Raw genomic sequence first — 24,335 nt, 5'->3', positions numbered from 1 at the left:
GGTCACCCGCTTTTATTTTGATTGTATCGCTCCGTCTTGTACCACTTGACTTCCTGCTTGAACAAGCGGTGCTTAATCTCTGTGAATAATGACCAGATGACGAGCACGATCCAAGCCTGGGAGTAGGTAAAGTACATGAGAAAAACGATAAAGAAGTTTTGTTTGTTCATTTCTGTTTTTTCAATGCTTAAGGTAATCATGACCTCGGTCATAAACAGGAAAAAGGCCAGTATCCACAAAATCATCGCCAAAAACCCGACTGCCAGATGCAGGTCGTAAAAAAGATTGATGATAAAAATCGTGTTTGACATGATCATACCGAAGAAAAACAGAAAATACGTAAAAAAGAAGTAAAACAAATCGAAGATAATCCGCTTGCGTTTCAGCTTGAAAAATTGGGATAAAAACTTGAGAACCACGTATTGGTTGCCGCGCGCCCACCTTGTCCGCTGGCGCCACCAGACCTTCCATGTTTCAGGCTCCTGCTCCCATGTCACAGCCGCCGGAAAAAAGCGGATGTGATAGCCGAGATTATACACGCGGATGGTCAGCTCGGTATCCTCCGCCAGCGCCTTATCATCCCAGCCGCCGAGCTTTTCGATAATGCTCCTCCTGATCGCGAAGTTCGTTCCCGGGATGGTGGCGATTTTGAACCATTTCCATCTGCCGCCCTGCGCCATCCACTGAAAGCAGATGGTTTCAATATTGATAAACTTCGTCAGGAGCGTTTTGGCCGCGTTGATGACACGGAATTTCCCGACAACCGCTCCGGCTTTCTCATCATTCATCAGACCGAGAACCAGGTAATACACAGCCATTTTTTCCGGTGTGTTGTCCGCATCATACACGCAGATCACGTCCCCGTTCGATTCGGCGAAACCGGAGTTCAGCGCTGAGGATTTTCTTTTACCGGCGTGCGGGGGCTTTGTAATGACCATTTTAATGAAGTCATACTGACGGGAAAATTCTTCGACGATGTCTCCCGTCCGGTCGGAGGAATTATCATTCACGACGATGACTTCAAGCCTGTCTTTCGGATAATACAGATTCACCATCGCCTTCAGCGTCTGCCTGAGGACGACCTCCTCATTATGCGCGGGAATGAGCACGCTGACCTTCGGGAGCTCCCCCATTTTTGCGCGCCACTTGGGAATGTTCCGTTCGAAGGTCATATAATGCCTGAATCCGCCCTGCATCAGAAACATGTGATAGAGAAGCATCACCCATATTAAACTTAATGAGATAAAAAACAGAATGTTACTCAAGGCTTCTTCTCTCCTTAAAGATTCGTTTTTTTAATGTGGCGCGCAAATAAAGGACATAGCAGACGAACATGATGATAAACAATAGCACCACGCCGGAGAGAATCCAAAGCGCCTTTTCCAGAGGCGTCTGCTGATGGTGATTGAAAAAGGCCGTTATCGGATGAATCTTGTTTTCCACATGAATGGTTCCGTCTCCGTCCGTTTTGATCCTGACGCTCGCCGACGTCACCGTTTGCTTCGTTTTCTTCAGATCGAGCCACTCGCCGCCGGGAATCCGCTTTTGATTGACGAGCTCGGGAAGATATTTCATGCCGAGATACGGATGGTAGAAACCTCCCGCCACACCGCCGCCGAAATCAATCATCCGGGAGATGCGATTCTCCATATCTCCGAGCGGGTTCTCCTTTGAGTTATCGGCAAAGCCGATTGTTTCAGGGTAAAGCGTCATCCCGTCCAGCATAGCCGGCTTTGTGACGAACGGAGGGGCGCCCGAGGTTTTCCACGTCGTGCCGCTGAGCTGGACTTGGCCGAAAATGCTGGAGAAATAAGAAGACGCGATTTTGTAGCCTTCTTCAGACATCGTATAATGCGGCGCTTCGAATGACAGCGGGTAAAGGCCGAGCTCTGTCAGATCGTCAATCGCCTGCTCCAGCTTCGTTCCCGTGTAGATTTTTTCTTTTTCCCGAAAAGGCTTCACATACGCCCGGTACGCTTTTTCATTCGGAAAATCCTGTTCCTTTTCAAGCTTGACCGGGGTATCGTCCGCATTTTCCGACGTAATCGGCTGATCCGCTTTGGCGTCCCAGAATTCAAAGCCTTCTCCCGTTTCACTGTACCGGTATGCATGCGTATAGCCGTGGATAATGATGCTGCCGCCCATTTGCTGAAGTTTTTTCAGGACGCTTACCATTTTCGGCTTGTCCGCCAGATATACTTTTTCTCCGTTTTCCGGGTTGAGATAGACCGGAATCACCGCCAGAATAAACGGAATGTGTCTTTTATGCAGGTAAGCTCCTGCTTGATAAAGCAATGTTTCATCCGACATCGGGCTGATGTCTTCAAGCCGCAAATAAAGGAGGGTGCTTCCCTCTGATTCTCCGAACGCCTTACGCAGTTCTTTCGCCGTCAGAAACGAATCATTTAACAGGCTGGTCACACCGAAATAGCAGTCAGAGCGCGCCGTTTTCCATATAAAAGGACGGGTGCTGCCGTCACCGGATCGGTATGTATAAAGGGGTTCCCCTTTTACTCCTGATACGCCGAGCACGGACATTCCTTTTTCAAGCGGCATGTCTGTTTTTTCTTTCTTGCCGTATATGCGGTAGACCGTTTCTTTTTCTGTCAGGGACAAACCCGTAAATTGGCGGAACTGCCCGGCGTTATAGCCGATGCTGACGAGCTGCTGCGGCATGCTGCTGATCAGAGATACAAAATGATTGCTGAGCTTTTTCTTCGTTACGCCGTAATAGATGACTCGCCGATTTTTTTTAAGGTCAGCGGCTGTGATATCTCCGTCGCTTTTAACGGTGACGGCGGATGAGAAATGGCCCGCGATCAAATCAAGCATTTTGACTTCAGCGGTTTCTTCGCCGTCCGTGCTTGTATAAATAATGAGAATGCCGTCCTTTTTGTCTTTTGCTTCCGCCGTACGGGGAACATAAACCGCCGAAACCATGAAGAGCGCCGCCAATAAGAGACATATCCATTTAGAGTTCATTCATCATCATCTCGTTTTCCAGTTCATTTAAAAATTGATCGGCCGTTTTTAAATCCTTTCGGTACGCCAAATAGCATACACGGAAAGTGATTGAGACGTATTTACCGTTTTGCAGCCTGTACGTATCCAATTCCTTTTTCAGCTTCGCCAGAACGGCCGGCATGTTTTCTTCAGGCGTATGGGTCAGCACGATGCCGAACCGTTCGGCAGACGGCCTGAATTTTTTGTCTGTTTCCCGTACGCTTGAACGGATTTGGCGGCTGATAAATGCCAGCAGGCGGTCGGTCTCTTTTTCTCCGTAGAGAGATTTGAATTCCTTGAAATAATGCATGTGCAGCAGCAAAAAGACGAAGGAATTGCCGTAGCGTTCCGCCCGCTTGATTTCCTCAGAGAGTTCCAGCTTCATCCGGAGATGATTGTCAAAGCCCGTCACCCTGTCGACGGCCACAAAGCTCGTGATCTCTTCCCGCAGCTGCTTAACTGAGCGATCCAGCCCCTTGGCCAAATCGTGTATTCTTCCCGACATGTAGGAAAAGAGCAGCAGCGCGATCCCCCACACGACCAGCATCTGCAGACCTTCGGCACCGGCAGACGCCATAAAACTCCCGGTCTGAAACCACAGGAGCAGGCTGCCGAGAACAAATAAGACGAGTAAAGTGATGACGAGCGCGTAGATCGCCCCAAACCATAAGCCGGCTCCCGCGACAAGCAATGTTATACAGGTCATGAGAAGCCCTGAGGATTGCTGTGACACATAGTAAATAAAAAATGACAGCAGCACTGTCATCACAGCTGTGTAGCTGCATAGTTTTTGTGATTCATTGAATGATATTTTCATTAAACAATTTCCTTTCAGCCAGAAGCGGCAGCAGGTTATCGAAAGAATGTGTATCGCCCCCGCTCATATAGCCGCCGTAATCAGGTTTCAGCGTTTCCAGCGTTTCAAATGAAGTCATTCTTTCATAAAGCGGCTTGATGACAGCCGGATCAGCTTTTTGCTCTGTTAAAAAAAGAACGGCCAGGGCGTAAACGGACGGTGATTCGTATTGAACAGCCGGCTCCTTCGTGTCTGCGCTGTACCGTCCGTACAGCTGTCCGCGCGACTTAAATTCATTTATGATCCATTTTGACAGCGCGGCGGCTTTGTCATCGCCCCGTTTCAGATTCACGGCGGCATATAACTGGTCGATGACATTGACTTCACTGTCATATTTGTATTCCTTTGTTTCGGTATTGAACGATTTCGGCAGAAAGCCATTTTTCAGGGGTGCAAGATTGAGAACATCAAGATTCCGGTTTTCCGTTTTCTCATCGATAATCCCCTGTTCTCTCAGCATCTGTAAGGCGCCGGGGCTGACATAAGACAACGTCACGGTCTTTGATGCAGCATGTGAAGCGGCATCATAATAATCCGTAAAATACCCGTCATTCGTATTGTATTTTTCCAGCGCCTTCCCGATTTGCACCGCTGTTTTCCCGTATTCACTGTTTCCCCACAGAGATGCGGCCTCATTCAGACAACCCATGATTCTGAAATCGTCAATTAAGGCATTGGTGCCGCTTGCTTTATTCCGGTCAATCTTCCACGACACGAGCCCGTTTTTCATAAGAAACGAATCGGTGAGCAGCTGATACTGGGCTTGAAACTGCCGTTCATCTTTCCTGCTCAGCAAAAATTCCATCCATAGTCCGAGAGACTCAGATAAATATTCCGGTTCACCGGATATGTTCGTCTTGATCATTCCGCGTCCGTTCATCAGTTTATGATAAATAAAATGCTCTGCGGGCTGAAGGGGTTCGGACGGTTCAACGGCCGTCTGTTTTTCAATGCCGGCCTCCGTGCATCCTGCCGTCAGCACGATCGAAATCAAAAGGATCATCAAACTAAAACCGAAACGCTTCACAGTCTATCCTCCTAGTTCACAAATCCTTTTTTATACCTATATCTTATTTTTCCACAAAGTATTTTTACTATATAAGAAACGATCAAAGAATACTAGCATTTTTTCACATTGGTAAATTTTAAAAATAGGAGCGCCGCCTGCTCCCCTTTTCCCTCTTTGTATGGATTGTATTCCCAATACAGTAAAAAACACGACAAAAGGCAGCATTTCTTTACAAATGCTGCCTTTCTCTCATTTATTTATCCAGGCCGAGTTTTTTCAGCTGTTCTGCCAGCGCGTTGTTCATCGGCTCATCATTGTTTTGTTTTTTCATATAAGAGTTGATGTCCCGCTTGGATGCGCGTCCGGATTTATCTTTCGCTTTGCGCTTTTCAAAGACGGATAATTTCTCCCGGTGGCCGCACACACATGCGAAGGTTTGGCCTTCACCCTGGCCGCGAAGCTCCATTTTCTTATGGCAGTTCGGACAGCGGGCGTTTGTTTTTCTCGCCACCGTTTTCCGGCTGCCGCACTCCCGATCCTGACACACGAGCATCGTGCCGCGTTTGCCGTTGACTTTAAGCATCATTTTGCCGCAATCAGGGCAGGCGGTGCCTGAAATGTTATCATGTCTGAAGGTTTGGCTGCTGTTTTTGATTTCCTTCACCGTTTTGCCCGCATATGATTTCATGTCTTTAATAAACACGGCGGATTTCAGTTTCCCAGCGGCGATGGAGGAGAGCTTTTGCTCCCACTCGGCGGTTAACGCCGGTGATTTCAAATCTTCCGGGACGAGCTGTAAGAGCTGCTTCCCTTTTGACGTGATGAAAATGTCTTTTTCCTTTTTCTCGATCAAAAAGCTGTTGAACAGTTTTTCAATGATATCAGCGCGGGTGGCGACCGTTCCGAGTCCCCCGGTTTCGCCAAGCGTTTTCACAAGGTTCTTCTCTTCTCCCTGCATAAAGGCGCTTGGGTTCTCCATCGCGGATAACAGCGTGCCTTCATTAAAGCGCGCCGGCGGTTTCGTCTGTCCGCTCGTTTCTTTCAATGATGAGACAGAGAGGCGCTGACCCTGCTGAAGAGCCGGCAGCGTCTGGTCTTTGTCTTCCTCATGATCGTCGTCATCCTCGTACATATCATACACGGCTTTCCAGCCCGGCGATTGAACGGTTTTCCCTTTTGCGGTAAATGTTTCGCCGCCGATATCGGCTGTGACCTTTGTTTCTTCGTATTCGAACGCCGGCATTAACACGGCGAGAAAACGTTTGGCGATCAGATCATACAGCTTGCGTTCTTTGTCGCTGAGGCTTGAAAGAATCAGCGGCTCCTCTGTCGGAATGATGGCATGGTGATCAGATACCTTGGCATCATTGACGAATCCTTTATGCGCTTTGACGCCGCGCTTCAGTATTTGATTGACGTATTGTGCGTACGGCTTGACTTCCATGCCGTTTAATCGGTCTTTTAAGGTCGGCACGATGTCTGCGGAAAGGAATCTGGAATCCGTCCGCGGGTACGTGACAAGCTTATGCTGTTCATACAGCTTTTGAAGCACCGACAGCGTCTCTTTTGCGGAAAAACCGAAGCGCTTATGAGCGTCCCGCTGCAATTCCGTCAAGTCGTAAAGACCGGGGGCGAAGCTTTTCTTCGCTGTTTTTTTCAATTCTGAAATGACTGCCGGCTTTCCTTGCAGGTCTTTTGCCAAACGGCCGGTCACCGTCTGGTCGAACGTTCTTGTCTGCTTTGTTTTTTTATCCTGCCATGTCAGCGTCATCTGATCAGCCGCCGCGCGGAGACCGTAATAAGGAACCGGTGTGAACGCCTGAATATCCGCTTCGCGCTTGGCGATCATCGCCAATGTCGGAGTCTGGACGCGTCCGCATGACAGCTGCGCGTTAAATTTTGTCGTCAGCGCGCGGGTCGCGTTGATGCCGACGATCCAATCCGCTTCCGCTCTGGCGACGGCGGAATGATACAGGTTTTCGTATTCTTTGCCGCTGCGGAGCTTTTGGAATCCTTCTTTAATCGCTTTATCTGTCACAGAGGAAATCCACAGCCGTTTAATCGGTTTGCGGACGTTTGCCTTCTCGATAATCCAGCGGGCCACAAGCTCCCCTTCCCGTCCTGCGTCTGTAGCGATTACGATCTCGCTGACGTCTTTTCGGATAAGCTGGGCTTTGACCGCATTGAACTGTTTTCCTGTTTTTTTAATGACGACGAGCTTCAAAGGTTCCGGAATAATCGGCAGGTCCTCAAGCCGCCATGATTGATACTCTTTGCCGTATCCTTCAGGATCAGCGAGCGTTACCAGATGTCCGAGCGCCCACGTGACGATGTAGCGGTCGCCTTCAAGGTATCCGTTTCCTTTTTTATGACACTTCAGAACGCGGGCCAAGTCCCGGCCGACTGAAGGTTTTTCAGCTAATACAACTGTTTTTGACATGCTTTTTCACTTCTCTTTCTTTCACACTCATCCTGTTATTATAACAGACTTCCTCACGCTCTCTCTAATCGAGGACGTTTTTTGTGTCAATTTCTGAGAAAATGACGTGGGTCACGGTTTGGGCATACGGAGAGGTGCGGTTAATGAAGTGTTCGATCGTTTCCAGGCTGTCCGCGTTAATCTTCAGCATATAACACGCCGCGCCGGCGACCCGAAAACAAAATTCAATGTTGGGAATGGATTGAATGTAGGTTTTGAATTGATCGTATTTTCCGTTTTTCACCGTCGCTTCAACAATGCAGGAAACGGGAAGCCCGATCTTTTTTTGATCAATGTCCAATGTATAGCGCTTAATGACGCCGAAGGATTCAAGCTGCCTGACACGCTCTGTGACGGACGGGGCTGACAATTTGATTTTTCTTCCAAGCTCCCGCATGGACAGGCGGCTGTCCCGCTGCAGCTCTTTAATGATGCTCAGATCAACATTATCTAGTTTCATGACTGTAGTCCTTCCTTACCCTTTTGGCTATATTATCAAGAGAAATCCGTAAAATGACAAGAACAACAGGCTGAAATCATGAAGGTTTTTCAGAAACAGTCGCGAAATGGTCATATTAGGACTGCCCATTGCTTATAGTATAGAAAATCAGATGTCCGACAGGAGGGAGTTGTATGTTACACACGCCGATCGGCAGGCTTCGCACGATGGGGTTTATTGAAGGGATGTCGCTTTTGGTGCTGCTGTTTATCGCGATGCCGCTGAAGTATTGGGCACATCATCCGCTCGCCGTCACCATTGCCGGATCCATTCACGGCGGGTTGTTTATTATTTATTTGGCAGTGCTGGCGTATGCGGCGTTCACTGTCAAATGGCATGTGAAATGGTCAGCCGCCGGTTTTATCGCGGCTTTTATCCCGTTCGGCAATTTTATTTATGACCGCGGCCTGAGAAATTATAAATAAAAAAAGCTCCTCTTTTATAGAGGAGCTTTTTTTGCATGACCTACAGCCAGTTCGTCACCCAGGCGATATAATACGCGCCGGGAATGAAAACGAGCTGGGCGAGAAGCGTGCCAGCGACCCTTGACGTCACCATCGTCAATGATGTCCATTTTAAGGAAACATAGCTTCGCTTGCCCTTCGCGACATCATCTGCCAGTACGGATACTTTCGGGTCAACAAACACAGCCAGAAGCATGGTCGCAACCCCGTTGATTAATCCTGATGCCATCACGGCCGTCGTGCTGTGCTCAGGCGCCAGAAGGCCGGCGTACAGAGCGGACAGTACGCCGATCGTGTAAATAGACGTAATAACCATATTAATGACAAACAAGCGCTTCGGGATCATTCGGAATTGAAGCCCTTTTAAATAGGAAACTGACGGCAATCTGATATAAGAACGCGCCTGCTTCAGCCCGTTCAGTGAAAATCCTTTTTTAAATACCTGCATGACGGAGCCGCCTCCGTCCGCCAAATGTATAATCGCCCGGGTAAATAACGCAACAAATGTCGGCAGGAGGCAGATGCCGAGCATCGTTCCGACCGTGGAGCCGAATATTAAAAAGCGAAACTGGGCGCTCACAACAGACAGGGCATTTGATCCGGCGGCGTCAATCAGATGTCCGGTAAACGGCTGCTGGACCATGTTTGACATGCGGGACACAATGACCATGACATTAAATAATGACAGCGCGGACGCGATAAATCCGACTCTCGCGCCGGAAAGCCGTGTCGCATATGCAAGTGTTTCAATCGAATGTATCAACAGCAGAAAACAGAAGATAAACAGTACTTGTGAAGTAATAACGTGCAATGTATGATTCCTCCAAATCTTTTCATACTGATTAGACTCTGCAGACTGCGGCGAGGTTTCGGCCGGCCAAATAAAAAAACCGCCCGGATGTCCGGTGCGGTTTTGTCTTATTCTTTTCTTACGCAAATAAATAATATATGGTTTCCCGCCTTAGCCCGCGGGTGATTCGTACATTACAGTTCCGACAGAATCATTCTTCGAAAGTAAACACCATGGAAGTTCTTGAACACAAGACAACGAAAGCCCTACCTCTCAATCGTCACTGCGGCTCCGAAGCCGCGCCGGTGTGAATTGTAAAACAAAAAGTCTTTTTTCCATCTCTTCGTTAGGGGCGAATTTCAGAAGGAAAAGAATAAGCTCAGCTTTTTTTCAAGCTGTCCGTTGAAGCCTGAAGCTTCTTTATCAAAACAGAAAAAAGAAGTTTACTTTCTTTTTTATTTGCATGTTGTCACTTAGCAGTTAAGTATAACAGATTGCCCCTGAATGATCAAATGATTTATTAAAGTTCCAGCTCGGCCGGCGTTTTTTCGCCCGCGTTCATGAGCTTGATCTGCTTCGGTTCAATTTCAAGAATCACCAGATTCGGATCGTCTTTACCGTCGAACCAGCGTTCCAGTTTCGGATCCCACAGCTTTTCTTTTAAATCGGCTGAGTTGTTGACCTTTGCGGTTCCGGCTACTTCCACATAAGCGTCACCGAATCCTTCACAGTCATACCCCAACAAAATATGAACATTCGGATTGTTTTCAATTTCTTCCGCTTTATGAGTGTCTTTGCTTGTCGGCGTGTAAATCGTTAAGCCGTCATGGAAAAATGTCATATAGCGGGAATGCGGATTGCCTTGCTCTACAGTCGCAAGCGAACCGACTTTATGATGATCCAGCACTTCGAGCACTTTTTGTTTGATTTCATTCTGATTCATGAAGAATCACTCCTTTTTAACGTCTCCGCTGTTACTTTTCCACATCGGGGAGACATTTAAACCAAGAAATGTGCTCTTCTGCCGATCTTCGCTCCATTCACGCTTCAGCATGCTGTAGTTCACCGCGTCATGATAGGCGCCCTGTACGAAAATGCCTTCTCTCGTCAGTCCTTCTTTTTGAAATCCGAGCCGTTCCGCCACCGCCCTGCTTTTCGTGTTTTTTTCAGCGGCGCTGATCATGATTCGGTTCAGCCCGAGATCCTGAAATGCATGGGAAATGACTGCCCGGCAGCTCGCGGTGATGATGCCGAACCCTTCATGCTCTTGATCCAGCCAGTAGCCGATGTCCGCTTTTTGATTGGCTGCATCGACATTATGGATACTGATCATGCCGCAAAACCGGCCCTTCACAAAAATGCCGGCGTCGAAACCATTCTCTTCGGCGTATTTATAACGCCATTCCGGAATGATCACATCGCGGTACGTATCGATATCAGCCAGTTCTTCCGCCCAGCTGAGCCATTCGCTGAGATGGTTTTGATTTCGTTTTATAACAGAATACAATTCGTCCGTATCTTCTTTGGCAAGCAATCTGATCGTCAGATGTTCCCGGATTTGACAGGAAAACACGATCACACCTCCTTTCCTTTATTAGCCATTATACAGGTAAATTCATTTTTTTCCATACAAAAAAAGATGAGGCGCGCAGCCTCATCCTTAAATGCGCGGGTCGGTGAAAATGTCGTGATCATCCGTACTGGTCGATGACATTTCCGTAATGACCGCCCCTTCTTCTCCCGCTTGAAACCAATGTTTCGTATCCGGGGGAATGGTGTATTGTCCGCCCGGTTCAAGCACAATCTCATGCCAGACAGTGTAGTATTCCTTATCTTCTTCCGGCGGGAGGACGCTTGGGTGTTCTGTCTTTTCGCCTTCCACGTAGAGATACACCTTCCCCCAGCGGCAGCGGAATGTCTCTTGTTTTCCCTTTTCGCCGCTGACCGGCGGATGGCGGTGTTCGGGACACGTCTGGCGCGGAAAGAGCACCAATTCTTTCGAACAGTAACGGTCTGTATTCACGTAAATAAACAGCTGAAGCCCTGTTTCCTGAAGCTTGCCTAAGCCATAATCCATGATTTGAATGTCTTCGACTTCATCATCGGTCAGAACGATTCCCGCTTTTTGATAGTATGCATTCACATCATGCTTCGATATCGTCATGCTTCAGCCCCCTTATGTGGTCACAAATCCGCCGCCGTTGACATGCAGCGTCTGGCCGGTCATATAGGATGATTCATCTGAAGCCAAGAGCACATAACAGCCGACATGCTCAACAGGCTGGCCGGCCCGTCCCATCGGCGTATCCTGGCCGAAGGAAGCGACTGTTTCTCCTGAGAATGTCGCCGGAATCAGCGGTGTCCAGATCGGCCCCGGCGCTACGGCGTTGACGCGGATACCGTCTTTGACGAGCGCTTGCGCCATTGATCTCGTAAAACCGTTAATCGCGCCTTTCGTTGCCGTATAGTCGATCAGCTGCGGATTTCCTCTGTACGGATTAATGGATGTCGTATTGATGATTGCGCTGCCCAGCTTCATGTAATCAATCGCTTTTTTAGTCAAATAAAATTGTGAGTAAAAGTTGGTTTTAAAGGTTCTGTGAAACTGCTCGCTTGTTATGTCTTTAATGCTTTCTTTAGGATGCTGTTCCGCGGCGTTATTCACGAGAATATCGAGACGACCGAATTCTTCAACCGTTTTTTCAACCGCTTCGTTACAAAAGTCTTCCTCACCGACATCGCCGGAGATTAACAGGCATTTTACGCCTTCTTCCTCCACACGTTTTTTTGTATCTTCCGCATCTCCGTGTTCATCAAAATAGACGATTGCGACATTTGCGCCTTCCTTTGCGTAAGCAACCGCTACGGCGCGGCCGATACCGCTGTCACCGCCTGTGATAAGCGCGGTTTTCCCTTTTAATTTATCAGCGCCTTTATATTCTTTGTATTCGTAAACAGGCGCCGGCTTCATTTCGCTCTCAATGCCGGCTGGCGGTTTTGTGATTCCGCCGGGAATTCCTTCGGATAGTTGTTTTCCATGTCAAGTTCCTCCTTCTTGTTCGATGTCTTACTTCATGTCTACCTCGGCTGTCTGCCGGATAAACATAATTGAAACAGTTCAAAACGTTTTCGGAGAAAAATGTTTCACATGGAACGCACGAAAAAAACCCGGCGGGCAGCCGGGTTTTTGTTTTCAATTATGAACGGACCGCTTGTTTGCGGAGCACGTCTTTTTTCACTTTTCCAAGGTTGTTTTTCGGAAGTTCGCTGACGAACTCAATTTCCGGAATTTTAAAGGCAGCAAGACGTTCTTGAAGGAATCGTGTCACTTCTTCTTCTGTCAGGCCTTCTCTGCCGTTTGTCACGATAAACGCTTTCGGTTTTTCACCGTAAAGCGGATCAGGGATACCGACAACAGCCGTTTCGAGAATTCCCGGCACTTGCTGAATGACCTCTTCAATCTGGTCAGGATAAATATTATCGCCGCCGTAGATGATGACATCTTTATAACGTCCGGTGATAAAGATAAATCCGTCTTCATCAACATATCCGGAATCACCGGTATGGAACCAGCCGTCTTTCAGCACTTTTCGTGTCGCTTCTTCGTTACCTTCATAGCCTTTGAATAAAAACGGACTTGTCACAACGACTTCTCCGATTGAGCCTTGCGGAAGGACTTCTCCTGTTTCCGGATCTACAACGCGGACGTCCACTTCTTCCATCGGTTTACCCGCAGAAGCGGCTTTATCCATTCCCATTTGCGGATTCCAAGAGCTGATGCCCCATGCTTCAGTGCTTCCGTATCCGTGCATGAGCGGAATGCCGATGTCCTGATACTGCTGGATCAGGCTGCTTGGCACCTTTGTGCCTCCCGTCATCATATAAACGATAGAAGATATGTCAGTCTGATGCGTTTCCCATGCTTTCAGCAGGTATGTGTAATAAACAGGCAGCGCCATCACGGTTTGAATTTTCTCTTTTTCGATGAGCTTCAAGTTTTCAAGAGGGTCCTGATTGTCTGTCATAACGAATGTCGTTCCGCTCATCGTGCCGACCATCTGGCAAATAATCGCGCTCGTATGGTAATTCGGGTGGCATGCTAAGAAACGGACATGCTGCATTCTCCCCGTGTATGCCAATGTCGCATTTACGTAGTTGTATATGCCGCCGTGAGTGACCATGCAGCGTTTCGGATTGCCGGTCGTACCCGAGGTAAACATCAGCAATGCCGTATCGTTTTCAGACACTGTTTCGACGTCCGGTGTATCGCCGGAGCCTGTCAATAAAGCATCAAACTCAGGTGTTGTCTCTACAGCAGTTCCTGTCACGACCTTCAGTTTAAGGGAAGATTCAAGCGCAGGAAGCACCTCTTCCATAATCTCTTTAAATTCAGTGCCGTAAAAAACAGCTTTCGGCTCACAGGCTGCCAAAATGCCTTTCATTTCATACGGTGTTAATTGCCAGCTGACCGGCACAACCACCGCGCCGATTTCAAGTGCAGCAAACATAACGATGGATGAAGCGTGGCCGTTTTTGCAAAGCATCGCCACTCTGTCGCCTTTTTTTATTCCTTTATCAAGAAGCGCTTGTGCAAGCTGATTGATTCGTTTTCGATATTCCGCGTAGGTCAGGGTGTGCGCACCGCTTTTTACAGCTTCGATCTCTTCGCTATTTGAAATGTCATGCAGAATCAGATGCTGTAATGTCTTCATATTTTCATCTCCCATAATGATAAATCAAAAAAACTCTGTCAGATTTTCTTCCTCACGCAACCCATTTTAAACCAAAAAATATAACTTGTAAAACTATTTTGTTTTAGAACTATTCCATCGGTGAATGATACAATAGTCCCGTGTTTTTAGTTTCCTCCCTTCACTTTACCCTCATACATACGGAAAAAAACACACGCCTTATGAGGCGTGCGCTTCCTGTTCAGCGCTGTCCTTTCTCCTGAATGAAATGATAAAACAGCCTGTTTAAACGTTTGTATAAATCGGCTTCATCCTCTGTCTGAAAGGCTTTTATACTGGCTTCGGATTCAATAATGGCCGAACTGACCGCACTTAATATTTCCGAGCCTTCAGCGGGCATATCAGCCGGCGCCATCATCACCAAAGCGCGGTCGACGGTCAGGGAATTTCCGTCCATGCCTTTGACACTGCATGGAGCTGTCAAATCATAAATTTTGAAAAAAGGCGTGACAATTTCTTCATTTTTGAGATGGTAAAGCGCCATCGCCGTTCCCGGAATCCCGAGCCCTCCCTGTTCTTCACGTTCTGTGAGGAGCTGTGCGGTTTTTTTTGCATGACGGACAAATCCTTCTTGCTCAAGCACGCCAAAGAGATGGTTCAAAAACAACTCATACGCCATGTGTGAATCAATGGATTTGATCGAAAAGTTCCGCAGCACGCTTTGGATAACCGCCGCGTAATGCGCCATACGTCCGGCTGCTTCCAGCATATCAGGCGTCTCAGGCTGCTTCTCTTCTCTTTTGCTGTTTCTTTTTTTGTCAAGAATCAGCGGAATCTTTCTTTTGATGTACTGCTTGACCTGATCGGCGTCTTCTTCATTTAAAAGCGGACTGACCATGACGTAATCAATGTTTTCATACGGGATCGGCACGGTGGATACGATCATATCGTACGCCGAGGTGTCACGGTTCTTCAGTTCGATGAGGGAAGACATATCAAAGGAACGGATTTCCGGGAGCTCTTTTTTCAGTCTGGACGCGAGCATTTTGGACGACCCGATGCCGCTTGAACAGACGATCAGCGCTTTGATCTTCGCCTCTTCCCGTTTGATTTCCAGAGCGGAGCCGAAGTGAAGAACGATGAAAGCGATCTCATCATCAGGAAAACGAAGCCCCGGAAAGAATTTTTCCATTCCTTCTTCTACGGCCATATACAGCAGGAAGTAGTCGCGTTTAATTTGCTCAGTCATCGGGTTGTACATGTCGATACTTTCTTTCACCCGATTGATCGCAGGCTCCAGATGGGCGATTAAACCGTCATATAAAGAGCCGTTTTCCGTCAGATCAATTTTTATTTTTTCAGAAATGAAGCCGATCAGCTGCTTCGTTTGCAAGGCCGTTTCAACTTCAATGTTTTCCGGTTTGAATTCGGTTTTGTATTTGCGGTTGGCGCTCCGCAAATGAATGGTGATATAGCCGATCTCCGCCTCAGGAATCGAAACACCGAACGCTTTTTCAAGCTCTTTTGCCATTTCGAGCGCGGAGCCGTATTCCTTCGTCTGCTGCAGCGCTTTTAGTTCCGAAGCTTCCATCGTGATGGTTTCTCCGAGTCTGATCCGGTCCATCGCAAAGGTTAAATGAACCGCCAGCGCCATGTAAGAGCTGTCAGATAAAGCGATCGCGATTTTTTCCTTGAGCTGAATCAAGAGCCGGTCCATTTTCAAAAGTTCCGCTTTATTTACAACGCCGAACATCTTTTCAGCAGCGTCGGGTTTCCCTTTAATATTGAATTCAACCGCTTCCAAAAAGGTTTGAATATCAAGGCGGTTGACCATGAGATTGCCGACGATTTTCCGTTTCGCATTTTCCGGTCCCGTCAGCTGAATGCCGAAGCCCCTTTTTCGGATCAGCGTCAAGCCGAAGGGAGCAATCCAAGTCTCCAGCTCATCGAGATCATAACTGATCGTCGCGTTTGTCACTTGGAGCTCGTTCGCCAGACTGTAGAGCTTGATCGGCTCTTGGGACTCTAATAGCGAACATAGGATTAAAAGTTTCCGCTCCTCCGCGCTGTATTCCTGCTGTTCATAGGACAGCTCTGACAGGAGCTTCTGTTTATCTTCCGGTTTTCCCACCGCTTTCAGTCCTTTGCCGGGCTGTTTATCAAGTGCCAAGCCGAATGATTTCATCATCGGTTTGATTGTTTTTAACTCGCGGTGAACGGTTCTTGTGCTGACTTGTAAAGCTTCTGCCAGTTCATGCACTGTCTCGTATCGGTTCTGCAGTAAAAGATGTTTCATTAATTTTTGTTCTCTCGCTGTCATATACATGAAACGCGCCTCCAGATTTTCTAGTTGTGAGAGGTATGGCACATGGGGGGTGCTGCCGGGGAAAGTAGTGTAACTTCTAATATAAAACGCTTTCAAAGAATATACAACCATTTTCAAATGGCAATTTGGCACTGGTCCGTGTGACAGTATTGAATAAGAAAAATGTGTCAGATAATATGCCGTGACGTTTGTTTCTCTTGATCCGCACGGCTATACTTCAAAGTGACCTTACTTGTTTTTTGACATTGCACACCACATAAACAAACGCCCGGGAAGATAGCCTTCCGGGCGTTTGTTTTGGTTATGGAATATCATAACCTTGGACAGCTGTATAGATCCGAAACCACTGATCATGGCTGAGCTTGTACGCTGAAGCACGCACCGCCGCGGAAATGCGGTTCTGTTTTCCGCTGCCGACAATCGGCATGATGTCTGCCGGGTGGGTGAACAGCCATGCGTACATGACTTCATCAATGGAGGCGGCGCCGATTTCTTCCTGCACCGAAATAAGCGCGGTACGGATTCGGACGTCCTTATCCGATTGTCCGGTAAAGACGCTCCCGCCCGCAAGCGGTGACCACGCCATCGGCGGAATGCGTTTTTCCTGACAGAAATCCAGCGTGCCGTCATGAAAATGTTCCAGCTCATAAGCCGAGATTTCAATTTGGTTCGTGATGAGCGGTTCATCCAAATAGGATTCGAGCATTCTGTACTGATGCGCTTTAAAGTTCGATACCCCGAAGTATCTGACCTTGCCTGAGCTTTTCAGCGCATGAAACGCTTCAGCTACAGCCTCCGGGTCCATAAGCGGGTCCTGCCTGTGAATGAGCAGCACATCCAGATAATCCGTATTCAGATTCAAGAGCGACTGCTCCGCCGACGCTAAGATATGAGACTTCGACGTATTATAATGATGCGACTTGTTTCCGGGCCGTTCCGGCGACTCAATGACAATCCCGCATTTTGTGACGATTTCGATTCGCTCCCTTATTGAGGGCGAAAGGGATAAAGCGCCGCCGAACAGCTTTTCACACGTATAACTGCCGTATATATCGGCATGGTCGAAGGTGGTGATGCCTTGGCTGATACACCATTCAATCAGATTCAGCAGCTCCCCGTCCGAATAATTCCATTCGTTCAGACGCCAAAGCCCGTGTATCACTCTTGAAAATTCCAGATCTTCAGCCAATTGAATACGCTGCATGTGAAATCCCCCTTTTTCTTAGTGAGCCTCTTGTATCTCTGTTTCAGGAATTGCCCATGCTGTTTCATTCTGCTTCGGCGGCCGATTTTCCTTTCAGCCCGGAAAAATCGTCATTTACCGGTTCTGAAACTGCTGTTTCGCTTTTTCAACGACGTAATGGCTTCCGCCGCGTTTTTTGACGTCTTGAATCATCATGGCGATCAAGAGGTCTTTCTTTTTATAGTCGTAGCCGACAAACCAGCCGTTTTCTTTGCCGTCTTTATCTTCTTTAGACGTTTTCAGCTCGGCTGTACCGGTTTTTCCGGCTACGTTAATGCCGCTTACGACCGGCTGATATGCAGAGCCGCGCGGATCTTCAACGACGCCTCTCAGCCCTTTTGTGATTTCTTCGGCATTGGCTTTGGATACCACTTGCTTATGCCAGATTTGCGGTGTTTTTTCTCCGTCTTTGATTAATGTCGGTTTGACGAGATTTCCGTCTGTTACAAATGCGGTATAGTCAGCCGCTAAATGCAGCGGAGACATCAGCATCTGCCCCTGGCCGTAGCCCGTATCTCCGAGAAGAATCTCGGAATCAAGCTTGCCGTTAGCGATTGACGATTTTTCAATCGGAAATTGGTATGGAATGTCTTCATCAAAACCAAATGATTTTAATCCTTTTGTAAACGCGTCAGCTCCGGCATCTATGGCATTTTGCGCAAAGTAGATGTTGTCCGAGGTAATCAGCGCGTTTTCGAGATCCACTTCATTCAGACGCTCTGATACGCGTGTGACATGGTAGCCGCCCCAGCTTGAATCTTTCTGCCACTCTTTTCCGGTGATTTTTTTCTTTTCTGATGCTTTCAACGTTCCGTTTGTCAGGCCGACTGCCGCGGCAATCGGTTTAATCGTTGATCCCGGCGCATAGAGTTTGTTGAATTTCGCTGAAAACGGATTGTTTTTATCTTCATTCAGCTTTTTCCATTCTTTGCTGTTCCAGCCGAAGATAAAGCCGTTCGGGTCATAAGACGGAGCGCTGACAAGCGCGAGGGTCTCTCCCGTTTGCGGTTCGAGGGCGACTGCCGCTCCGCTGTCATCTTTCATGGAATCATACAGCTTCGTCTGCGTTTTCATGTCAATCGTTACATGAATATCCTGCCCGTTTTTGGCTTTCTTTTCAGCGATGACCTCACCCGTTTGCGGAACGTAAATTTTCCAGCCGGTCGTGCCGCGCAGCTTGTCTTCATATACATTCTCAAGGCCGGCGATGCCGATTTTGGAGGTGTCGCTGTATTGGCCGTCTTTTGCTTTTTTCAGATCCTCCGCTGTGATCGTTTTAATATACCCGGTCAGGTGGGCCGCTTTTTCGCCGTACGGATAGTAGCGGGAGCTGACTGTCGTTTTCGTCACGCCGTCTAATGAAAGCAGGCTCTTGACCTTGCTTTCGTCATCCGGTCTGATTTTTTGAACCGGGACATAGGAGTCGTCTTTTACCCAGCCCTGATTCAGCTTGCTTTTTATATCGTCTTCAGAAAGGTCCAGTTTTTCAGACAGTTTTTTGATTACGCTGTCTTTATCCTTGCCGAGTTTTCCCGGAATAATGCCGATTTCCGGCACCTCCGTATTCACAGCGAGGCCTTTGCCGTCTTTGTCGTAGATTTGCCCGCGCTTCGGTTCTTCATTTGCGATCTGCACGGTTTTGTCGTCGGAAAGCTGTTTGAAAATAAAAGAAGGATTCCAGTCGATGTTCCATGCTTCTCCATCGTCTGTTTTTTCTTTTTTCAGGACGGCCGTGTTTTCAAAGGCGACCTTCCCTGCTTTTGTATCCATGCTGACTTTATAATCGATGTGCTGAAGGTCATCTTTTTTCTTATCGTCTTCGTCCTGTTTTTCGGCAGTGACTTTCAGATTTTTGACCCCTGCTTGTTCATAGATGGTTTCATATCGTTTTACAAAATCCTTTTTGGACAATTTTTTCTTTTCATCCTGTGTGAGGCTTTGGTACATCTTATCGTAATGACCGCCGTTCCAGTCTTTCACGAAATCTTTCATTCTGTCTTTGGCCGACTCCGTTTTCGAACAGCCGATCAAACCTAGGATTCCTGCGAGTAAAAGTAATAGGTATAATCCTTTTTTCACTGTTAATTCCCCTGCCTTCCAATTGTTATTTTCTCCTAAATCAAATCAGGCTGGCAAGGATTTTTTTCTTATAGCGTTTAAAATTTTTTTGTTTTTCCAGCCATCACGGTCCATATACTTATACAATGTATCTATTAAAAAAGGGGGAATTTCAGATGATCAGAGAAGCAGCCATGCTGCATGTAAAAGAAGGCTTTGAAGGGGAATTCGAAGAGGCATTCCGCCGGGCGGAGCCGATTATATCGGGCATGAAAGGTTATCTGTCCCATTCCTTGTCCAAATGTATGGAAAAGACGCATAAATATTTGCTGCTTGTGGAATGGGAGACATTGGAGGATCATACAAAAGGCTTTCGCGGATCACCGGAATATCAGGAATGGAAAGCCTTACTTCACCGTTTTTATTCACCATTTCCCGTTGTGGAACATTTTGAGGATCTATCAAACTCAGATCGCGTGAAGCGTAAAACCGATTAAGGAGATCGACCATACAAAAACAGCGGTATAGATATTGAATCTCCCCGAACCGTCGTTTTCCTTCCGCTTTTCTTCCAGTCCCTGAATGAACATGACCGCACCGAGAAACACGAGCATAACCGGCTGTATGACAGAGGTATGTTCCGCATACGTAAATGCGGCGGCCGCAAGTATAATAATCAGCATCGCGAGTGACAGTTTTAAGGCGCGCAGCAAAGCAATCCATCCTTTCTGTTATCATTTTTTGAACACAATTCTATTTCTGTCTTTATCCCCCATTATTCTAGCGTACTTTTTGCACGGATAGAACGAAAGTCGGACAATTTTAAGTTTGTTTTAAGGAGAACGAAAAGCGCGCTCCCGATGAAAAGGAGCGCGCGGTTATGAGCGGGCGAGGCTTCCGTATCCGAGCCCCCGCAGGACGCATGCCATGACTTCATATCCTCTGCTGTTGGGATGTACGCGGTCATGAGAGAGATATTCGTTCAGCTTTCCTTTGAAAGCGCTGTGGACATCGGCAATTTTGACGTGCGGCGCTGATGCGAGTGTGCTGAGGTGCGCATTATAAGAAGATATCCATTTTTCCGCAATGGAGATGCCCGGAAAAGGATTGTATAAATTGAAAACGCGGATCTCATAAGGAGAGGGGTGCGTTTCTTTTAAGGCAGCGATCTTGGCAATCATCTTTTCAAAGTTCTCATGGCAGTGACGGGACACGCCGGCGAACACCGAAGCGTCTTTCGTTTGCTGATACGCCCGAACCGAATCGATCAAATCGTTGCCGCAGCCCGTAATCGTAATCATATCAGCAGCCTGAATCCGCCTCTGAATGTACGGCAAGGACATAAGCCCGAGAATTTCTCCCGTCTCAAGGCCTGACTTGGCAAAGATGGATACCTCGGTCCTTGTCTGTAAATCTTCTGCCATCATACACCCGAACCGCTGAACAAAGCCGGGGGAAAACGGCCCGGATCCCCTTCCCGTCGTCAAAGAATCCCCTAGCGCCGTATAAACAAGTCCCATTTACTTTCCTCCACTCATTACTGTCGATATTGTAATGTACGCGAGCGAAGGAAAATTGGCTCGGTCAATACCCCAATTTCTCAGAAATATGCTGTGCCGCGGCTTTGACCTTTTCCGTTAAATACGGCAGCCGATCCTCTGAAAACCTGGCTTCAAAGCCGGCGATGCTGATTCCCGCCGCCACCTTTCCTTCGTGGTTGAAAATAGGCGCCCCAATCGCCGCCGTGTAATCCTCTAATTCCGAATAGCTGATCGTATACCCTGATTGTAATGACGTTTCAATAGATTGAAGCAGTTCAGCCGGATTCGTCATCGTGCCTGAGGCAATTGCGGCAAACTCTGTCTTCTGAAGGTATGTGTCAATCTCCTCTCTCGGCAGAAACGATAAAATGCTTCTGGCGCACGCCCCCGCGTACAGCGGCGAGCGGCGGCCGATTGCGGTAAACAGCCGGACGGTTTGGGTGCCTTCAATTTTTTCAACGTAAATGGCTTCATCGCCGTCCCTCATAATCAGCTGAACGGCTTCATCCACTTCACCGCACAGCTCTTCCATTATCGGCTTGGCTATTTTCCTGATGTCCAGACGCTCAGAGACAAGCTGGCCGAATTGCAAAAAGATCAGACCCAGCTGATAACGGCCGTCCGCTGCCCGGGTGAGAAATCCCATTTCCTCCAGTGAACTTGCCATCCGGTGAACCGAGGTCTTCGGCATCTCCGATCGAGAAACAAGCTCATTTAGGCTCAGGCTTGGTTCAGTCAGAAACAAATGAAGCAGCTCCATTGATTTGATGACGGTTTTGTTTTTGTTTTCCATGGTCTTTAGCCCCTTTGTCAGATCAGCCATTCCATTTTGAGCCTGGCTTTCAGCTCCTTTATCTGCTGTTCCCTCTCCAAAAGCAGCATTTCCGCTTCCTCCAGCGAAACGGCCGAGAACGTGATATGTTCGCCCGGCATCGTTTGGGCGGCAAGAGGAAGATCGGCGGATATAATATGCGCCATTCGCGGGTAGCCTCCCGTCGTCTGCCTGTCAGCCAGCAGAATAATCGGATTGCCGTCCGGCGGCACCTGCACCGTCCCGAATGTCACGGCCTCAGATACCATTTCAAGCGGCTGCTGTAATTCAAGCGGAGCGCCCTTCAGCCGGTAGCCCATTCGGTCGGACTGCGGCGTGACCGTAAACGGCTCTTTGTAAAAACGTGATTTTGCTTCTTCTGTAAAAGCATGAAATTGCGCCCCTTCAAGCATACGAATGACCGGATTTTTTTTCAGCGGCAGAAAACCTCTGCTGCTGACAGACCAATCAGGCGCTGAGAAACCATGCTGCCCGAGAGAATCGCTCAAACGGTGCGCGATGATTTCCGAGCACTGCGTCATACTGCCGAGCGGAAGTTCATCATCCTTTTGCAGGGCTCTTCCGTAAAAGCCGCCGATCCCCGCTCTGACATACGTGCTTTTGCTTTCCATGACGGCGGGCACGTCAAATCCCCCCGCGACGGCGAGATAAGCGCGGCTCCCCATCTTGCACGGTCCAAATGAAACAACGCTGTTTTCCTTTACAAGAACCGGTTTCCACAGAGGGGCCGGTTCTCCATTAATATGAAAGGCGAAATCAGCCCCCGTGACGGCAATGACTGCCGGTTCTGAAAGCTCAAAGGAAGGACCGGGCCCCATTAGCGTAATTTCCAGTCCTGCTTCTGTTTCTTTATTTCCGGCAAGAAGATTGGCAATGCGCAGAGAGATCGTATCCATTGCGCCGCTTCCCAGTACACCGTATTTCTGGTACCCCGTTCGCCCCGTATCCTGAATCGTCGTCAGAAGACCGGGCTTCACCACTTTCATGCTCATTCGGCTCCCTCCTTGATGCGGCTGTATTCTTCTGCTGTGATTCGGACGAATTTCACCGTATCGCCCGCTCTCAACAGGCTTGGCGGATGTTCTTCCGGCCTGAAAAGCCGAAGCGGGGTGCTGCCGATCAGCTGCCAGCCGCCGGGAGTGGATATCGGATACACACCGGTCTGCATTCCGGCGATTCCTACTGAACCGGCCGGGATTGACGGCCTTGGCGACGACTTTCTCGGCGCTCTGATCCGCTCAGACATTCCTCCTAAAAACGGAAATCCCGGCGCGAATCCGAGCATATAGACGAGATATTCGCCTTCGGTATGAATGCGGATGACGTCTTCCGGCGTCAGATCGTTCATCTTAGCGACCTCTTCTAAATCAGGACCGAAATCACCGCCGTAGCAAACGGGGATTTCCATTACCCGGCGCTCTTTTTGCCTGTCGGTCTTTAAATGGCTGAGGCGTTCTATCACTTCTTTCTTGGCCAATGCAAAAGGAGAGACGCCTTTTTTTATATTTGAGACGGCATACACATCATAAAAGATCGTTAAGCTCGTAAATGCCGGGATACATTCAACGAAGCCCGGAAACGGCCGTTCTTCAATACAGGCCGCCGCCGCATGAACCCGGCTGTTAACCTCTTCGCTGATTTGCCCGCCAAAGCGGATGATAACGGCGGAATCACCGTGCGGCTGTATATCAAGCGCTGTATTGCCGCTATACTGCATCATTGTCATCACCTCGTTGTTTTCTTTCTCACTTACAGAACAGCAAGCGATTCATTCCGGATATCGGTGATCAGCATGTGCCCCGGTGAATGCGTCATCACGATCTCAGGCTTTGCTTCCATGATCACCGCCTGCGGTGTAACGCCGCACGCCCAGAATACGGGAACTTCGCCTTCCCGCACCGTCACGGCATCGCCGAAGTCCGGCTGATTCAAATCGCTGATGCCGATGCTTTTCGGATTTCCGATGCTGACGGGGGCGCCGTGTACGGCGGGAAAACGTGACGTGACCTGCGCCGCGCGGACTGCAAGCCTTTCCGGAATCGGCCTCATGCTGACGACCATCTTTCCTGAAAACCGCCCGGCCGGAACACAGTCAATGTTTGTTATATACATGGGAACATTCACTCCCTCATCGATGTGCCTGATGGGAATTTGCTGATTGATAAGGGCTTGCTCGAATGAAAAGCTGCAGCCGATCAAAAACCCGACAAAATCATCCTTCCAATACCGGGTGATATCCGTTACCTCTTCAGTAAGCACGCCATGCCGATAAATCCTGTACTTCGGAAAGTCCGTCCGGATATCAGCTCCCGGCGCCGCAACAGCCGGTACGGGTGAGCCCGTATCCGTCACGTCAAGCACCGGACACGGCTTTTGATTGCGCTGGCAGAATAAGAGAAAATCAAAGGCAAGATCCTTTTGCAAAACGACGAGATTGGCTTGTGCATAAGAAGCGGCCCATCCTGCCGTCGGCCCGGTCATCTGCCCCTTCCTGATAAGCTGTCTGACTTCTTCGGGAGTCATGTCACTCATATGTTTTTTCAT

At 48.3% G+C, this 24,335-nt stretch carries 22 protein-coding genes and 1 pseudogene; 2 read left to right on the top strand and 21 right to left on the bottom strand.

The window, feature by feature from the left end; all coding sequences use genetic code 11:
* Positions 1-2: 2 nt before the first annotated feature.
* From ACW5MY_RS02200 to ACW5MY_RS02175, 6 genes are all read right to left on the bottom strand, one after another.
* Positions 3-1,265 (bottom strand): glycosyltransferase family 2 protein, encoded by a 1,263-nt coding sequence (locus ACW5MY_RS02200; RefSeq protein ID WP_013351054.1) that lies wholly within the window; start codon positions 1,263-1,265, stop codon positions 3-5.
* On the bottom strand, positions 1,258-2,982 hold the full coding sequence (locus tag ACW5MY_RS02195; protein WP_289394142.1) for a DUF2334 domain-containing protein: 1,725 nt from the start codon (positions 2,980-2,982) through the stop codon (positions 1,258-1,260). The genes ACW5MY_RS02200 and ACW5MY_RS02195 overlap by 8 nt, the downstream gene beginning before the upstream one ends.
* Complete coding sequence (locus tag ACW5MY_RS02190; RefSeq protein ID WP_013351052.1) at positions 2,972-3,820, bottom strand: diguanylate cyclase domain-containing protein; 849 nt, start codon at positions 3,818-3,820, stop codon at positions 2,972-2,974. Before ACW5MY_RS02190 ends, ACW5MY_RS02195 begins: the two co-directional genes overlap by 11 nt.
* Positions 3,801-4,886, bottom strand: a complete 1,086-nt coding sequence (locus ACW5MY_RS02185) for a hypothetical protein (protein WP_013351051.1) — start codon at positions 4,884-4,886, stop codon at positions 3,801-3,803. The genes ACW5MY_RS02190 and ACW5MY_RS02185 overlap by 20 nt, the downstream gene beginning before the upstream one ends.
* 235 nt (positions 4,887-5,121) lie before the next feature.
* Positions 5,122-7,308: a DNA topoisomerase III gene (locus ACW5MY_RS02180; RefSeq protein WP_013351049.1), complete on the bottom strand. Its 2,187-nt coding sequence runs from the start codon at positions 7,306-7,308 to the stop codon at positions 5,122-5,124.
* Positions 7,309-7,372: 64 nt separating this feature from the next.
* The gene (locus tag ACW5MY_RS02175) at positions 7,373-7,807 is read right to left on the bottom strand and encodes an Lrp/AsnC family transcriptional regulator (RefSeq protein ID WP_003156263.1); all 435 of its coding nucleotides are present in this window, start codon (positions 7,805-7,807) and stop codon (positions 7,373-7,375) included.
* A 173-nt stretch (positions 7,808-7,980) separates the two neighbouring features.
* Between ACW5MY_RS02175 and ACW5MY_RS02170 the strand changes: the two genes are divergently transcribed.
* Positions 7,981-8,271, top strand: coding sequence for a DUF3817 domain-containing protein (locus tag ACW5MY_RS02170; RefSeq protein ID WP_013351048.1), 291 nt, complete (start codon positions 7,981-7,983; stop codon positions 8,269-8,271).
* Between the two features lie 40 nt (positions 8,272-8,311).
* Here the strand turns inward: ACW5MY_RS02170 and ACW5MY_RS02165 are convergent, their stop codons facing one another.
* From ACW5MY_RS02165 to ACW5MY_RS02125, 9 genes and pseudogenes are all read right to left on the bottom strand, one after another.
* Positions 8,312-9,121, bottom strand: coding sequence for a lipid II flippase Amj family protein (locus ACW5MY_RS02165; protein WP_013351047.1), 810 nt, complete (start codon positions 9,119-9,121; stop codon positions 8,312-8,314).
* A gap of 499 nt (positions 9,122-9,620) precedes the next feature.
* The gene (locus ACW5MY_RS02160) at positions 9,621-10,043 is read right to left on the bottom strand and encodes a pyridoxamine 5'-phosphate oxidase family protein (RefSeq protein ID WP_013351046.1); all 423 of its coding nucleotides are present in this window, start codon (positions 10,041-10,043) and stop codon (positions 9,621-9,623) included.
* Positions 10,044-10,049: 6 nt separating this feature from the next.
* Positions 10,050-10,673: a GNAT family N-acetyltransferase gene (locus ACW5MY_RS02155; RefSeq protein ID WP_013351045.1), complete on the bottom strand. Its 624-nt coding sequence runs from the start codon at positions 10,671-10,673 to the stop codon at positions 10,050-10,052.
* 87 nt (positions 10,674-10,760) lie between these two features.
* Positions 10,761-11,264, bottom strand: coding sequence for a D-lyxose/D-mannose family sugar isomerase (locus ACW5MY_RS02150; RefSeq protein ID WP_013351044.1), 504 nt, complete (start codon positions 11,262-11,264; stop codon positions 10,761-10,763).
* Between the two features lie 12 nt (positions 11,265-11,276).
* Positions 11,277-12,139 (bottom strand): annotated as a pseudogene (locus tag ACW5MY_RS02145) (SDR family oxidoreductase).
* Between the two features lie 158 nt (positions 12,140-12,297).
* Positions 12,298-13,812: a class I adenylate-forming enzyme family protein gene (locus ACW5MY_RS02140; protein ID WP_013351042.1), complete on the bottom strand. Its 1,515-nt coding sequence runs from the start codon at positions 13,810-13,812 to the stop codon at positions 12,298-12,300.
* A gap of 220 nt (positions 13,813-14,032) precedes the next feature.
* Positions 14,033-16,117: a BglG family transcription antiterminator gene (locus ACW5MY_RS02135; RefSeq protein ID WP_013351041.1), complete on the bottom strand. Its 2,085-nt coding sequence runs from the start codon at positions 16,115-16,117 to the stop codon at positions 14,033-14,035.
* A gap of 301 nt (positions 16,118-16,418) precedes the next feature.
* The gene (locus ACW5MY_RS02130) at positions 16,419-17,321 is read right to left on the bottom strand and encodes an aldo/keto reductase (protein ID WP_013351040.1); all 903 of its coding nucleotides are present in this window, start codon (positions 17,319-17,321) and stop codon (positions 16,419-16,421) included.
* A 114-nt stretch (positions 17,322-17,435) separates the two neighbouring features.
* Positions 17,436-19,439 carry a penicillin-binding transpeptidase domain-containing protein gene (locus tag ACW5MY_RS02125; protein WP_289394141.1) on the bottom strand — a complete coding sequence of 668 codons (2,004 nt, stop codon included), beginning with the start codon at positions 19,437-19,439 and terminating at the stop codon, positions 17,436-17,438.
* A 155-nt stretch (positions 19,440-19,594) separates the two neighbouring features.
* Here ACW5MY_RS02125 and ACW5MY_RS02120 point away from each other — a divergent pair, with 155 nt between their 5' ends.
* Positions 19,595-19,915, top strand: coding sequence for an antibiotic biosynthesis monooxygenase family protein (locus tag ACW5MY_RS02120; RefSeq protein WP_013351038.1), 321 nt, complete (start codon positions 19,595-19,597; stop codon positions 19,913-19,915).
* Here the strand turns inward: ACW5MY_RS02120 and ACW5MY_RS02115 are convergent.
* The 6 genes from ACW5MY_RS02115 to ACW5MY_RS02090 all read right to left on the bottom strand — a co-directional run bounded on the left by ACW5MY_RS02115 (position 19,886) and on the right by ACW5MY_RS02090 (position 24,335).
* The gene (locus ACW5MY_RS02115; protein ID WP_326373844.1) at positions 19,886-20,101 is read right to left on the bottom strand and encodes a YczI family protein; all 216 of its coding nucleotides are present in this window, start codon (positions 20,099-20,101) and stop codon (positions 19,886-19,888) included. The genes ACW5MY_RS02120 and ACW5MY_RS02115 overlap by 30 nt on opposite strands.
* Before the next feature lie 195 nt (positions 20,102-20,296).
* Positions 20,297-20,938 carry a GDSL-type esterase/lipase family protein gene (locus tag ACW5MY_RS02110; protein WP_013351036.1) on the bottom strand — a complete coding sequence of 214 codons (642 nt, stop codon included), beginning with the start codon at positions 20,936-20,938 and terminating at the stop codon, positions 20,297-20,299.
* 64 nt (positions 20,939-21,002) lie between these two features.
* Positions 21,003-21,752, bottom strand: a complete 750-nt coding sequence (locus ACW5MY_RS02105) for an IclR family transcriptional regulator (RefSeq protein WP_013351035.1) — start codon at positions 21,750-21,752, stop codon at positions 21,003-21,005.
* Positions 21,753-21,769: 17 nt separating this feature from the next.
* Positions 21,770-22,777 carry a 5-oxoprolinase subunit C family protein gene (locus ACW5MY_RS02100; RefSeq protein ID WP_289394445.1) on the bottom strand — a complete coding sequence of 336 codons (1,008 nt, stop codon included), beginning with the start codon at positions 22,775-22,777 and terminating at the stop codon, positions 21,770-21,772.
* A 2-nt stretch (positions 22,778-22,779) separates the two neighbouring features.
* Positions 22,780-23,511: a 5-oxoprolinase subunit PxpB gene (pxpB, locus tag ACW5MY_RS02095; RefSeq protein ID WP_013351033.1), complete on the bottom strand. Its 732-nt coding sequence runs from the start codon at positions 23,509-23,511 to the stop codon at positions 22,780-22,782.
* Between the two features lie 29 nt (positions 23,512-23,540).
* Positions 23,541-24,335, bottom strand: a complete 795-nt coding sequence (locus tag ACW5MY_RS02090) for a putative hydro-lyase (protein ID WP_013351032.1) — start codon at positions 24,333-24,335, stop codon at positions 23,541-23,543.

It is taken from the genome of Bacillus sp. Bwzl_19 (assembly GCF_054900515.1).
The sequence above is the reverse complement of the archived record's forward strand: the minus strand, read 5'-3'. Positions and strand labels throughout refer to the sequence as shown.